The sequence below is a fragment of the Hamadaea sp. genome, from assembly GCF_013362815.1.
GTDB lineage: Bacteria > Actinomycetota > Actinomycetes > Mycobacteriales > Micromonosporaceae > Hamadaea.
The window spans coordinates 1-12,426 of the sequence record NZ_JABFVK010000110.1 but is presented as its reverse complement, the minus strand read 5'-3'; the positions used below and the strand labels follow the sequence as shown (position 1 = coordinate 12,426).

At 68.4% G+C, this 12,426-nt stretch carries 14 protein-coding genes; 11 read left to right on the top strand and 3 right to left on the bottom strand.

What is annotated here, in order from left to right; all coding sequences use genetic code 11:
• The 4 genes from HOV77_RS33575 to HOV77_RS33560 form a co-directional block, all read left to right on the top strand.
• The coding region (locus tag HOV77_RS33575; RefSeq protein ID WP_290870075.1) for an MFS transporter at nt 1-1,047 on the top strand (1,047 nt) is incomplete at its 5' end.
• 85 nt (nt 1,048-1,132) lie between these two features.
• Nucleotides 1,133-1,435 (top strand): hypothetical protein, encoded by a 303-nt coding sequence (locus HOV77_RS33570; protein ID WP_290870072.1) that lies wholly within the window; start codon nt 1,133-1,135, stop codon nt 1,433-1,435.
• Nucleotides 1,432-2,781, top strand: coding sequence for an FAD-binding protein (locus HOV77_RS33565; RefSeq protein ID WP_290870070.1), 1,350 nt, complete (start codon nt 1,432-1,434; stop codon nt 2,779-2,781). The genes HOV77_RS33570 and HOV77_RS33565 overlap by 4 nt, the downstream gene beginning before the upstream one ends.
• Nucleotides 2,782-2,863: 82 nt before the next feature.
• Entirely contained in the window at nt 2,864-3,283 is a 420-nt protein-coding gene (locus HOV77_RS33560) for an SgcJ/EcaC family oxidoreductase (protein ID WP_290870067.1), read from the top strand.
• Between the two features lie 60 nt (nt 3,284-3,343).
• On the opposite strand, the gene HOV77_RS33555 is transcribed toward HOV77_RS33560, so the two are convergent.
• Nucleotides 3,344-4,987, bottom strand: coding sequence for a GMC family oxidoreductase (locus tag HOV77_RS33555; RefSeq protein ID WP_290870064.1), 1,644 nt, complete (start codon nt 4,985-4,987; stop codon nt 3,344-3,346).
• Entirely contained in the window at nt 4,984-5,514 is a 531-nt protein-coding gene (locus HOV77_RS33550) for a DUF5987 family protein (protein ID WP_290870061.1), read from the bottom strand. The genes HOV77_RS33555 and HOV77_RS33550 overlap by 4 nt, the downstream gene beginning before the upstream one ends.
• Before the next feature lie 389 nt (nt 5,515-5,903).
• Here HOV77_RS33550 and HOV77_RS33545 point away from each other — a divergent pair, with 389 nt between their 5' ends.
• The 3 genes from HOV77_RS33545 to HOV77_RS33535 all read left to right on the top strand — a co-directional run bounded on the left by HOV77_RS33545 (nt 5,904) and on the right by HOV77_RS33535 (nt 9,742).
• Complete coding sequence (locus tag HOV77_RS33545; protein ID WP_290870058.1) at nt 5,904-6,533, top strand: MerR family transcriptional regulator; 630 nt, start codon at nt 5,904-5,906, stop codon at nt 6,531-6,533.
• A 225-nt stretch (nt 6,534-6,758) separates the two neighbouring features.
• Nucleotides 6,759-8,726: a CRTAC1 family protein gene (locus HOV77_RS33540; protein WP_290870055.1), complete on the top strand. Its 1,968-nt coding sequence runs from the start codon at nt 6,759-6,761 to the stop codon at nt 8,724-8,726.
• Nucleotides 8,723-9,742 carry an enediyne biosynthesis protein gene (locus HOV77_RS33535; protein WP_290870052.1) on the top strand — a complete coding sequence of 340 codons (1,020 nt, stop codon included), beginning with the start codon at nt 8,723-8,725 and terminating at the stop codon, nt 9,740-9,742. Before HOV77_RS33540 ends, HOV77_RS33535 begins: the two co-directional genes overlap by 4 nt.
• Before the next feature lie 54 nt (nt 9,743-9,796).
• On the opposite strand, the gene HOV77_RS33530 is transcribed toward HOV77_RS33535, so the two are convergent.
• Nucleotides 9,797-10,051, bottom strand: coding sequence for a DUF3040 domain-containing protein (locus HOV77_RS33530; RefSeq protein WP_290870049.1), 255 nt, complete (start codon nt 10,049-10,051; stop codon nt 9,797-9,799).
• A 287-nt stretch (nt 10,052-10,338) separates the two neighbouring features.
• Here HOV77_RS33530 and HOV77_RS33525 point away from each other — a divergent pair, with 287 nt between their 5' ends.
• From HOV77_RS33525 to HOV77_RS33510, 4 genes are all read left to right on the top strand, one after another.
• Complete coding sequence (locus HOV77_RS33525; RefSeq protein WP_290870046.1) at nt 10,339-10,896, top strand: hypothetical protein; 558 nt, start codon at nt 10,339-10,341, stop codon at nt 10,894-10,896.
• A complete protein-coding gene (locus tag HOV77_RS33520; protein WP_290870043.1) occupies nt 10,893-11,489 on the top strand; it encodes a copper resistance CopC family protein in 597 nt (198 codons plus the stop codon). The genes HOV77_RS33525 and HOV77_RS33520 overlap by 4 nt, the downstream gene beginning before the upstream one ends.
• Complete coding sequence (locus HOV77_RS33515; protein WP_290870040.1) at nt 11,486-11,698, top strand: DUF4287 domain-containing protein; 213 nt, start codon at nt 11,486-11,488, stop codon at nt 11,696-11,698. Before HOV77_RS33520 ends, HOV77_RS33515 begins: the two co-directional genes overlap by 4 nt.
• Nucleotides 11,699-11,831: 133 nt before the next feature.
• The coding region (locus tag HOV77_RS33510; RefSeq protein ID WP_290870038.1) for an alpha/beta fold hydrolase at nt 11,832-12,426 on the top strand (595 nt) is incomplete at its 3' end.

Sequence of the window (12,426 nt, the reverse complement as noted above, 5' to 3'; positions counted from 1 at the left end):
CTGACCGGCATCGGCGGCATCCTCGGCTACATCATCTCCGGCGTGCTCACCACCTGGGTGGAGTGGCGCTGGATCTTCTACATCAACGTTCCGATCGCGATCGTCGTCCTGGCGATCCTGCCCCGGCTGGTGTCGGAGAGCCGCATGGTCCGCGAGAAGGGCCAGCACATCGACTTCACCGGTGCGCTCACGGCCACCGCCGGGCTCATCGCGATCGTCTACGGTCTGCTGCAGGCGGCCCAGCGCTCGTGGGGCGACGCCCAGGTGGCGATTCCGCTCGTCGCGGGCGTTCTGCTGCTCGTGGTGACGGCGATCGTCGAGAGCCGCTCGTCGTCGCCGCTGATCCCGTTGCAGTTCTTCGCCAATCGCACGAGGACCGTCGCCAACGTGGTGGCTTTGCTGTTCATGGCGGCGTTCATCCCGTACACCTTCATGCTGACCCTGTTCGAGCAGCAGGTACTGCACTTCTCGCCGATGCAGAGCGGGCTGTCCTATCTGCCGCTGGGCATCGGCATCGGCATGGGCATCGGCATCTCGACCGGGCTCACGCCCAAGGTCGGGGTCAAGGCCGTCGGCACGGTCGGCTTCCTCGTCGCCGGCGTCGGCCTGTTCCTGGCGAGCATGCTCGGCCCGGACACGGCGTACTGGGGCGGCATCCTGCCCGGCCTGCTGCTGTTCGGTGTGTTCTCCGGGGCGACCATGCCCGCGATGACCAACGCCGCGCTGCACAACGTCACCGGCCAGGACTCGGGGCTCGCGTCCGGCGTGCAGACCACGATGCAGCAGGTCGGCAGCGCGCTCGGCCTGGCCACGCTGGTCACGCTCGCCGTCCGGTACGCCGCGGACCAGACCGCGGCGGGCGGCAGCCCCGCGTCGGCGATGGCCGACGGGTTCGCGCTGTCGTTCCGCATCGGGGCGATCCTGCTGATCGTGTGCGGTCTGCTGGTGGCGCTCGTTATGGAGAAGGGCATCGCCACCGCGCCGCAGGGGCAGGAGCAGGGCCAAGGTCCGGCCCAGCCCGCTCAGCTCGCCACCGAGGCCGGCTGAGTCACCGAGCCGCCAAAGCCGGCTGAGTCACTGAGCCACCGAGGCCGGCTGAGCCCGTCCATCACCGTTCGAAGAGGAGTCCACTGTGGGCAATTCGTTCGTCGTCAGCTACCAGATGCGTCCCGAGACCGCGGACGAGAATCAGCGCCTCATCGAGGACGTCTTCGCCGAACTCGCCGGGGACAACCCGGACGGACTGCGGTACGCATCGTTCCGGCTCGCCGACGGCGTGACCTTCGTCCACATGGGAACCCTCCCGGACGACGCGAACCCGCTGGCCGACTCGGCCGCGTTCCGGGAGTTTCAGCGCGCCTTCGGCGACCGGGCGGCCACCTCGCCGAAATTCGAGGACGCGCGGCTGCTCGGTGCGTACGGGTTCGGCGAATGACCGGCCTTGATCCCGGTGCCACCGCTGCCGCGGCGGCGCCGGGATCGCGGCCGTCCGAGGTGGCCCGCTTCGCCGAGGTGGACCAGCTCGGCGACGCGCTGCGTACCGGGGTCGCCGAGGTGACCGCCGTCGCCGGGGACTTCGGCAATCGCGTACGCCGGGTGCCGGTCGCGGTGCTGCGGCCGCGGACGCCGGACGACATCGTGGCGGCCGTCCGGTTCGGCGCGCGCCTCGGCATTCCCGTGGTGCCGCGGGGAGCCGGGCACGCCGTCGACGGGCAGGCGCAGACCGGCCGGGGCATCGTGGTGGACCTGACCACCTTGGCAGGAGTCGGAAGGCCGGACGCCGACCGGATCTCCGTCGGGGCGGGCGCTCGCTGGGGCGCCGTCCTCGACGCCACGCTGCCCGCCGGGCTGATGCCGCCGGTGCTGCCCGACTTCCTTGAGCTCACCGTCGGCGGGACGATCTCCGCCGGGGGTGTCGGCGGGGCCAGCCACCACCACGGCAGCGTCAGCGACAACGTGATCGATCTGGACGTGATCACCCCGGACGGGGATCTCGTCCTGTGTTCCGCCGATCGGGAGCGGGCGCGTTTCGACGGCGTACGCGGGACGCAGGGGGAGCACGGCGTCATCGCGCGGGTGACGTTGCGGCTGACGGCAGCGCCCGCCGGCGCCCGGCGCTACCTGCTCCGGTACGCCGACCTCGCCACCTTCGTCGCCGATCAGCTGCGGCTGGCCGTCGAGGGCCGGTTCGCCCACGTCCTCGGTCAGATCGTCTACGACCCGGCTGGCCGGCTGAGCTTCTTCCTGGAGGCGGCCGCCACCTTCACCGCGGAGTCCGCGGCCGACGAGCCGGACGACGAGGCGCTGCTGCGGGACCTGAATCATCAGGGGATCGAGGCGATCCAGACGCTCGCCCTGCGCGACTTCCTCGGCCGCCTCGCGCCGCTGACGGCGCAATTGCGGGCGACCGGCTCCTGGCAGACCGACCCGCATCCGCGGTGCAACGTCATGCTCCCCGGCGAATCCGTCGAGCGAATCGCGAGCGGCGTCCTCGATGGACTGACGCCGCGACTGCTCGGCCCCGGCGGCAGCATTCTCTTCATTCCCATTCCGACTGCCCGGATCGTCGCCCCGAACGTGCCGAAGGCGACCTCGGACGAGCTGACCGTCCTGTTCGGACTCCAACGCACCGCGCCGGCCGGAGACAGGGAACTCGTGCGGCTCATGCGGGCGGCCAATTCGGCCCTTTACTCGGAGGCCGAAACGGCCGGGGGAACGGGCTACACGGCTCTTTCTGCGTACCACATGAAACGCGCGGAGAGTGAGCCCGGCCGACAGTGACGCCGCAGTCTCGGAGATGCGCTTCTACCTGCGGGAATGAACGATGGTAGAGAGCCTGTCCCCTCGAGGAAGTGAGCCGAAGATGACCGCAACCACCACTCCCGCCGCACCCCCCTCGGCCCAGGACCAGATGGCCATCGCGGCCGTGCCCGCCAAGCTGATCGCGGCCTGGGCGGCGCACGACGCGGCGGCCTTCGCGGACCTGTTCACCGACGACGGCACGATGATGCTGCCGGGCGTCTACAGGAAGGGCAAGGCGGACATCCAGGAATACATGGCGGGCGAATACGCCGGCCAATTCGCGGGCACCCGGGTGACCGGCCAGCCCATCGAGATCAAGCCGCTGGCCGGCGGTGCCGTCGCGCTGCTCACCGAGGGTGGCGTGCTCGCGCCGGGCGAGTCCCAGCTCGCCGCCGAGCGCGCGATCCGCGCCTCGTGGATCCTGGTCAAGCAGGGCGGCGACTGGAAGCTCGCGGTCTACCACAACTGCCCGCGCGATTGATCGGGCAAACACAAAAGGGGAGGCGGTCCATCATGGACCGCCTCCCCTTCTCCGGTGCGGCTATGCGCTTATCGATACAGGCTTTTGACTGGTACGCACACCGGTCGGCAGGCCGCCGACGTATCGCACGGCCACCCCGCGTTCCCGCGCCGCCTGGACGATCCCCGACATGGCGCGTTCGGCCAGGGCGGAGATGGTCAGCGCCGGATTGACGGTGAGCGCGCCCGGCACGGCCGAGCCGTCGGTGACGAAGATCCCGGGATGCCCGCGCAGCTCGTGGCGGTCGTCCAAGGCGGACGTCTCGGGGTCGTCGCCGATGCGGCAGGAGGCCAGCGGATGCACCGTGTACGCCCCGACCAGGTCGTTCGTCCACGGCGCGGACCGGCCGAGCCCGTCCCGTTCGACGATGTCCTTGACGTCGGCGTCGGACAGCTCCCAGCCCCGGCGGGTGTTGGCAGTCGGCTTGTACTGCAAGGAGTTGTGGCCGAGCATCTGCTGCGAGAACCGGGTCGCCGCGCCGGTCTCCGGCGGCGGGCCGAAGACGCCTTCGTTGTCGTCCTCGGACATCGTGAAGATGGTCAGCCACGACTTCCAGGTCCGCATCATCTCCTTCTTGGCCACGCCGAACCAGCTCGGCGACGGCTCGCCGGGCACCTGGGCGAGGATCGTGCCCAGGCCGGGCGGGAAGTACAGCTGCTCCAGCGAGTACCGCTCGAACTCCGGCAGGCCTCCGTCGAGCTTGTCCCAGCAGGCCACGACCGGACCCCGGCCGATCTGGTACGCCTCGTAGGGCACCCCGTCGGCCCGGGTCAGACCGAGGACGTCGCGGATCTTGTCCTCGTCGAACAGCACGGTGTTGAGCCGTTCGCCGTTGCCGGAGAAGTAGCGGCCGACCGCGTACGGCATCGGGCCGAGCGTGGCCTCCGACCGTTGCAGGATGACCGGAGTAGCCGCCGTTCCAGCCGCCAGGATGACGATCTTCGCGTCGATCTCGCCGCTGTCGTGGAGGACCCGGTAGTCCTCCTCGTCGACGACCCGGTAGTGCACGCGGTAACCGCCGTCGTCGTTGCGGGTCAGCTGCTGCACCTCGTGCAGCGGCCGGATCTCCGCCCCGTGCTCCAGCGCGCCCGGCAGGTAGTTCAGGAGCAGCGACCGCTTGGCGTCGAACTTGCAGCCGGCGTACATCCAGTTGCAGTTGGTGCACATCGAGACGTCGACCGCGCTCGGGGCGGCGTTGGCCGTACGCCCGGCGTGGTCGCACGCGGCCGCCCAGAGCCCCCCGCTGTACGGGATCTTGTCCCAGCTCTGCCGAGTCACCGGCAATGCCTGGCTGACCCGGTCGTACCAGGGGTCCAGGGCCGCCCGCGTGATCGACGCCGGCCACATGCGCTTGCCGGTGCTGCCGCGCCGTTCGAAGGTGAACTCCGGCGCACGGGGCATGGTCGCGAAGTACACCACGCTGCCACCGCCGACGCAGTTGCCGGACAGCACGCTCATGCCGTCGCCGACGGTGAAGTCGAAGACGCGGGTGAACGACTTGCCCAGGAGGAAGTCGTGGTCGAACTCGTCGGCGGTCAGCCACGGTCCGCGTTCGAGCACGACCACCCGGGCGCCTCCGGCGGCGAGGTGGTACGCCGCGATCGCGCCGCCGAATCCGCTGCCGATCACGACGACGTCCGTGCTCTCCGTACGCTCACTGCTCATGCCGGGCTCCCGGTGGCCGTCGTGTTCGGGTGCGGTTTGGCGAGCTGCCGTCCGTAGGAGAACTGGGCGAACCGCCACACGCCGTCGGGTTCGGGGGCGGCGTACCCCATCAAGGTGAGCCCGGGATGGCCGGCGGCCAGGGCGTCCGTTGTGGACAGATGGGCGGCGGCGTCGAACGCCATGGTGGCGAACATCGCCAGGCCGACCCACATCGCCTTCTCGGCGTGGCCGGTCGCGGTCAGCCTCGTGACCAGGGCCGCCCGATGCTCGTAGGGCAACGCCACGAAGGCGGGCAACGCAGGGTCCAGTTGGAGCGCGTTCTCACTCGCGTACTGCCCGGCGTGCATGTTCAGCATGAACATCAACGAGCCCAGCGAGTCGGCGAACCCGCCGGAGGGATGTTCGAGCAGTTCGACGGCGCCGGCGGCGACGGCGCCGCCGCCTTCGGACACCCCGGCGATCGCCGGATCGTCCGGATGGCGCTTCTCGCCGGGCAGGATCGTGTCGGCGAAAGCCTCCAGAGTCATCGTCCGGGCCTCGTCGGGTCCTGGGGGAGCGGGTGGCACGATGTCGCCTCCTTCGCGTGATTCGTCGCATCATCGTGCGCGCGCCGAATTCCGCGACGCATCTTCTGCAATGCGTTGCGCAGAGCTATTCGAAAGCTCATTCGAATAGCTCTGGCCGATAGGCTTCTTCGCGGCCGCCTCAAGAATCGGCCCCGATCATGAAGGTGCGGGGTGCTGTGGGTTTCTTCCAGATTGCGGTGGTTAACCCCACTCCACCGTGGTATGCGTCGATAGATTGTGATATAGCTATATCGACGGTCGGCGACGGCGCCGTGCGGCCAGGCCGAAACACTTCGCGACTCGCCCGCGGTCCATCCTGCGGCCTTCGATGGGTTGGGACAACACTGCCGATGAAGATCTCAAGTCTCAGCCGCCGCAGCGGCGTATCCGTTCCGACGATCAAGTTCTACCTCCGCGAGCAGCTGCTGCCGCCCGGCGCGCTGACCGCCCGCAACCAGGCCGAGTACGACGAGACCCACCTCAGCCGGTTGCGCCTGATCCGGCTGCTCACCGGCATCGGCATGATGAGCCTCGCCTCCGTACGCGAAGTGCTCGCCGCCATCGACAGCAACTGCCTGTCGCCGCACGGGCTGGCCCAGGTCGTGAACCGGGCGCTGATGCCGGACCACCCCGTGCTGTCCACCGACGCCAAGGCGCGGCTGGACGCCGCCGAGCGGGTCGACCGGTTCCTCGACGAGATCGGCTGGGACGTCCAGCCCGAGACGCCCGAACGCGAGAACCTGGTCGCCGTGCTCAGCGCGCTCGCCGGGCTCGGCGTCGCCGACACCCCCGACGTGCTGCGGCCCTACGTCGAAGCCGCCGAACGCCTGGCCACCCGCGAGATCGACGCGCAGACGACGGCCGCCGGAGCCGCCGCGGTCGTCGCCCAGGTGGTCCTCTTCGAGGTGGCGTTCGCCGTGATGCGGCGGATGGCGTACACCCACTATCTGGCGGCTCGGGTGGAGCGCGAAGCGGCGTGATCGCCCGGCTCTCCTAAATTGCCCAACGGCCCCGAACCTGAGGCGCAGCGCACGAATCGAGAAGACTTTTCCGCTCGTCAGCCGCCACGATATCGAGAGTCGAGATCGACAGCACCCGATAAGCGAGTCAGGCGCTTATGGGTCGACGGCCCATCGCATTCCTCGTCTTCCGGCGGCCATTCGCGGTCGTCGGACGATGAGACGTGCCTCGATCGAGGGGAACCTATGACATCGAAACCAGGCGCACTCCGCCGACTTCTCCCAGCCATGGTCGTGCTGGCCGTGGTCGCCACGCTGTTCGGCGTCGCCCGGCTGCCGGCGGCCTCGGCCGCGGAACGAGCCTCGCTCGCGGCGCGCTTCCACTTCACCAAAATGGACATCGCCTTGCCGCCCGGCCTGCCGATGCGCACCGTACGCCAGGTGAATCCGGCGTACGAGCACATCCGGTCCTGGATCTCCTCGGTCGGCGCGGCGGTGGCGATCAACGATCTCGACGGTCAGAACGTCGCCAACGACCTGTGCCTCGTCGACACCCGCAGCGACGCGGTCGTCGTGACGCCGGCCCCCGGCACCGGCAGCTATGCGCCGTTCGTGCTGGATCCGGCGCCGCTGCCGATGAGCGACACGATGGCCCCGATGGGCTGCACGCCCGGTGACTTCAACCTCGACGGGTGGAACGACCTGCTCGTCTACTACTGGGGGCGTACGCCGGTGGTGTTCCTCAACAACCACTCGTCCGCCACGCTCGCCCGGTCCGACTTCACCCCGACCGAGCTGATCTGGCAGGCGACCGCCCCCGATGGCCGTTACCACGGGCCGGAGTGGAACACCAACGCCGTCGCGGTGGCCGACTTCGACGGCGACGGCAAGCCCGACATCGGCGTGTTCAACTACTTCCCGGACACCGAGGTGCTGAACCCGCAGGGCCAGCCGACCGTCCAGATGAACGACTCGATGTCGTCGGCGAAGAACGCCGGCGGCGCGCACGTCCTGCGCTGGAAGTCGGCCACCGAATCCGGAGTCGTCTACGAGGAGCAGTACGCCATCGCGCCCAAGTACGCCACGGGCTGGACGCTCGGCGCGGGCTCGGCCGACCTCGACGGCGACCTGCTGCCGGAGCTGTACCTCGCCAACGACTTCGGCAACGACCGCTTCTTCCACAACGTGTCGACCCCGGGCCACATCAAGTTCAGCCTGGACCAGGGTTCGCGCGGCCCGTTCGACCCCAAGTCGCTCGTCGTCGGCCACGACTCCTTCAAGGGCATGAGCATTGACTTCGGCGACCTGATGGCGACCGGCCGGTTCGACATGTTCGTCAGCAACATCACCACGAGCTGGGGTCTCGAGGAAAGCAACATGGTCTGGTGCAACACCGCGGCCGACGCGGCCGAAGCCAAGGCGCAGCTGGCCGACGGCGAGGCGCCGTTCCAGAACAAGGCCGCCGCGCTGAACATGGCCTGGATCGGCTGGGGCTGGGACGCCAAGATGGCCGACTTCGACAACAGCGGTCAGCTGGCGGTCGTGCAGGCGGCCGGCTTCGTCAAGGGCAAGATCAACCGATTCAACTGGCTGCAGGAGCTGGCCGCCGCCAACGATCTCATGCTCCAGCAGCCGCAGATGTGGCCGAAGGCCGAACCGGGCGACGACATCGCCGGCTCGCAGCCGTTCGGGTTCTGGGTCAAGGAGACCGACGACGAGCGCTTCGTGAACCTGAGCGCCGACCTCGGCTTCACCGACAGCACCCCGAGCCGGGGCATCGCCGTCGGAGACGCCGACGACGACGGCCGTCAGGACTTCGTCGTCGCCCACCAATGGGGCGCTCCGGCGTACTTCCACAACGACGGGCCGATCGGCTCCGGCGACTACCTCGGGCTGCGGCTCTACCGTCCGGCGTCCGCTGACGGCCAGAACACCGGCGGCCCGCTCGGGACTCCGGCGTACGGGGCCGTCGTGACGATCACCACCGCCGACGGCAAGAAGCACGTCGCCCAGCTCGACGGCGGCGGCGGCCACTCCGGCAAGCGCAGCTTCGACGTCTTCTTCGGGCTCGGAGCCAACGCCGGCAAACCGGTGTCGGCCCAGCTCAGCTGGCGTGACCTCAGCGGCGCCACGCACGCACGGCAGCTGAGTCTCACGGCCGGCTGGCACGACATCCTGCTGACCACCGAGGCCAAGGAGGTGCAGGCGCGATGACCCACGCCGAACGGATCAGCACGCCTACCGTCATCGTCAAGACCCCGACCATCACGACCACGCCGGCTTCGGCCGCCACGTGGGAGCGGCGCACGTCGGCCGAACGGCCGCCCCGGGTCGACAACACCGATCCCCGTTACAAGGCGCTGCGCAACTTCGCCATCTCGATGTCCGTCTTCAACATCCTCGGGTACGCCGTGCTCGGCTTCGAGCAGCCGTGGACCTGGCCGCTGCTGGCCCTGCTCACCGGCTACACCGCCGAGTTCGTCTTCGAGGCCATCGCGGCCTGGGCGCAGCGCCGCGCTCCGGCCTACTCCGGCCACGGCGCGTGGGGCGTCTACACCTTCCTGCTGCCCACGCACATCACCTCGCTCGCGGCCAACATGCTGTTGTACGCCAATACGAAGTTCTGGCCCATCGCCTTCGCGGTGGTGGTCGCGATCGGGCAGAAGTACATCCTGCAGGCGCCGATCAAGGGGCGGATGCGGCACTTCATGAACCCGTCGAACTTCGGCATCACCATGACGCTGCTCGCGTTCTCCTGGGTCAACGTGGCTCCGCCGTATCACTTCACGGAGAACGTGCCCGACGTCATCCGGGTGATGATCCCGATCGTCATCGTGACCGCCGGAACCGTGCTCAACGCCGCGTTGACCAAGAAGGTCGGCCTGATCATGGGCTGGATGGGCTCGTTCGTCATCCAGGCCGTGCTGCGCTGGGCCATCTGGGACGTCTCGATCTGGGGCGCGCTGAGCATCATGACCGGCGTCGCGTTCGTCCTGTTCACCAACTACATGATCACCGACCCGGGCACCACACCGGGACCGTTCCGCAACCAGTTCATGTTCGGCGCGAGCGTCGGCACCGTCTACGGCGTGCTGATGCTGTTCAACGTCGTCTACACGTTGTTCTTCGCCGTCACCATCGTCTGCCTGCTGCGGGGGGCGTACTGGTGGATCCGTTCGCTGCGGGAACGGCGCTCGGCGCAACCGGCCTCGGTCGCCGTGGCCGGCTGAGCTCGCCGCGAGCCTGGGTCTGGTCGTGCCCTCGGCCAGACCCAGGCCGTACCACTAGTGAGGTTTGGCGAACCGCCACGAGAGCCTTCGTGTCACCTCCAGCATGACCAGTGAGCCGACCATGACGACGACGGCGATCCACCCGCAGAGGGCGGTCACGATCAGGGTCGCCACCCAGACCGCGGCCAGGGCGACCGCCGGAATCGAGATGTGCTTTCGCGATCGCATTCGAGTCACGAATTGCGGATCACTGGCGACCAGCTCGTGCTCGATGTCGGCGAGCTGCTGCGCGTCTTTTTCGCTGAGCACTGTGATCACCTCGGTCGGGTTGTCCAGTTCGGATAGACGACTGTGGACTACAGACGGCGCGGGCGCGCGCTTTCGCACAATTCGCCGCCGCGCGATGACACGGTTCGGGTGACCGCGCTTCGAGGCGGCACCAGGGCAACGAACCGTGTTTCCTTATCTGTGCATCATTCCTTTTCCGGGCGTACGCCGCGGGCCGCGGAGACAGCAATTACGAAGAAGACCGGGCCGAAAGCGATGCGTATCGTCAGCCACACCGCACCGGCTAACGGAAAGAGGAGGCAACGGCCATGCTGAACAGCCTGAACAGCCGGTATCACCGGATCGGGCTCAACGTGTTCATGGCGATCGTCCTCGCGCACTGGGCCGAGCATCTGGTCCAGGCGTACCAGATCTGGGTGCTCGGGTGGCCCCGCCCGCAGTCGCGCGGCGTCCTCGGGCAGTACTTCCCGTGGCTGGTCACCTCCGAGTGGCTGCATTACGGGTACGCGATCGTGATGCTCGTCTTCCTGTTCCTCCTGCGCCCCGGCTTCACCGGCCGGTCGCGTACGTGGTGGACGGTTGCCTTGGCGATCCAGTTCTGGCACCACATCGAGCACTTTCTGCTGCTCATCCAGGCGCAGACGCATACGCCGTTCTTCGGCCAGAAGGTGCCGACCAGCATCCTGCAATTGGTGCTGCCCCGAGTCGAGCTGCACCTGTTCTACAACTCCGTGGTCTTCATCCCGATGATCATCGCGATGTACTTCCACTTGCGGCCCAACCGCGCCGAACTGGAGCAGATGACGTGCACCTGTGCCGTCGAGAAGCGCCAACCGCGCCAGCTGGCCGAGGTGGGCGCGGCGTGACGGTCGCCCGTCGCGTACGCCGGATCGCGGTGGTTCTGTCGACGAGCCTGCTCGTCCTGACCACCGGCGGTCCGGCGTACGCGCAAGGGCGGATGCTCACGAGCGATCCGGCGAACGGGGCGGCCCTGGCGAGCGCACCTCAGCGGGTGACGCTGCGATTCGACGCGCCCGTGTCGGTCCCGGACTCCCACGTCTCCGTACGCACCACCGCCGGTGCCGAGGTCGCCGGCGAACCCGCCGGCCAGGGCGACGTGTTGACGGTGCCGGTGTCGATCGCCGGCACCGGTGACTACCTCGTGGCCTACCACGTCCTGTACGCCGACGGCGACGAGGACTTCGGCGTGGTCCAGTTCAGCGTCGGCACCGGAGTGCCGCCGTCACCGGCCCCGGCGGCCGTCGTCGAGCAGGCCCGCTACGACTCGGTGGCGCATCAGCACACCGTCGATCCGGTGGGCGCCACGTTTCTCTTCGTGGATCTGCTCGTTCTGTGCTCGGTGCTCGGTCTGCTCTATCTGAAGCGGCCGGGCGTCGTGGGCCGGATTCCCGGCCGTGCCAACGAAACGCACCCGACGCAAGGAGCGCACGAATCGTGACCAGCCCCGGACGAGGCCCGGCGATCAGCTACCCGGCCATCGAGAAGAAGTACGGCAAGTCGATCGACGAATGGATGAAGATCATCGGCACTTCCCCCTTGACGAAGACCGGCGAACTCGTGAACTGGCTCAAGTCCGACCACCAGGTCGGGCATGGCCATGCGATGGCACTCGTCCATCGATACCAGCAGGAGAAGGCCGGAGCTTAACGCGTACGACATGAGGAAAGGCCGGCGGAAACCCGCCGGCCTTTCTTGCTGCGCAATCACGGAGATGAGTGCCCACCGCGGAGCCGGATAGCGTGACGGAGCGATCTTATTCAATCACTCAAGGAGGCTGTCGATGGTGGAGCGGCGCATTCACACCGAGGATGAGCACGGAATCGCTCCCGACGGGCTCGGACTCGACGACGATTACGCGGGCGAGCGGGATCTGCCGGTGACCCGGGTGCGGTCGGCAGACGGCACGCCGATCGCCTATGAGCGCTCGGGCCGGGGTGAGCCGGTCGTCGTCCTCGGCGGCGGCCTGAACGACCGCGGGATGTTCTACCCGTTCGCGAACCTGATGTCGCAGAACTTCACGGTGTACAACTGCGACCGGCGCGGCCGCGGCGACAGCGGCATGGGCGACCTCGACTCCTACGTCATCGAGCGCGAGGTCGAGGACCTGGCGGCGGTCGTGGAGCAGGTCGTGCAGGAGACCGGGCAGACGCCGTACGTGTTCGCCAACTGCACCGGCGGCCAGATCGTAGTCCTCGCCGCGGCGGCCGGCGTGCCGATGAAGAAGCTCGGCCTCTACGAGCCGACGTACTGGTCGCGTCCGGCGAACACCGAGCAGATCGAGGAGATCCGACGGCTCAACGAGGCCGGCGACCACGATGGCGCGGTGGCGTTGTTCGGCCGGGACGTCGTCGGCTTCGTCACCGACGAGACCATCG

Bases quoted from the DNA above. Each gene is read 5' to 3' on its own strand.
- HOV77_RS33565 (WP_290870070.1), top strand. From the start codon at position 1,432: ATGACCGGCCTTGATCCCGGTGCCACCGCTGCCGCGGCGGCGCCGGGA.
- HOV77_RS33560 (WP_290870067.1), top strand. From the start codon at position 2,864: ATGACCGCAACCACCACTCCCGCCGCACCCCCCTCGGCCCAGGACCAG.
- HOV77_RS33555 (WP_290870064.1), bottom strand. From the start codon at position 4,987: ATGAGCAGTGAGCGTACGGAGAGCACGGACGTCGTCGTGATCGGCAGC.
- HOV77_RS33550 (WP_290870061.1), bottom strand. From the start codon at position 5,514: ATGACTCTGGAGGCTTTCGCCGACACGATCCTGCCCGGCGAGAAGCGC.
- HOV77_RS33545 (WP_290870058.1), top strand. From the start codon at position 5,904: ATGAAGATCTCAAGTCTCAGCCGCCGCAGCGGCGTATCCGTTCCGACG.
- HOV77_RS33540 (WP_290870055.1), top strand. From the start codon at position 6,759: ATGACATCGAAACCAGGCGCACTCCGCCGACTTCTCCCAGCCATGGTC.
- HOV77_RS33535 (WP_290870052.1), top strand. From the start codon at position 8,723: ATGACCCACGCCGAACGGATCAGCACGCCTACCGTCATCGTCAAGACC.
- HOV77_RS33525 (WP_290870046.1), top strand. From the start codon at position 10,339: ATGCTGAACAGCCTGAACAGCCGGTATCACCGGATCGGGCTCAACGTG.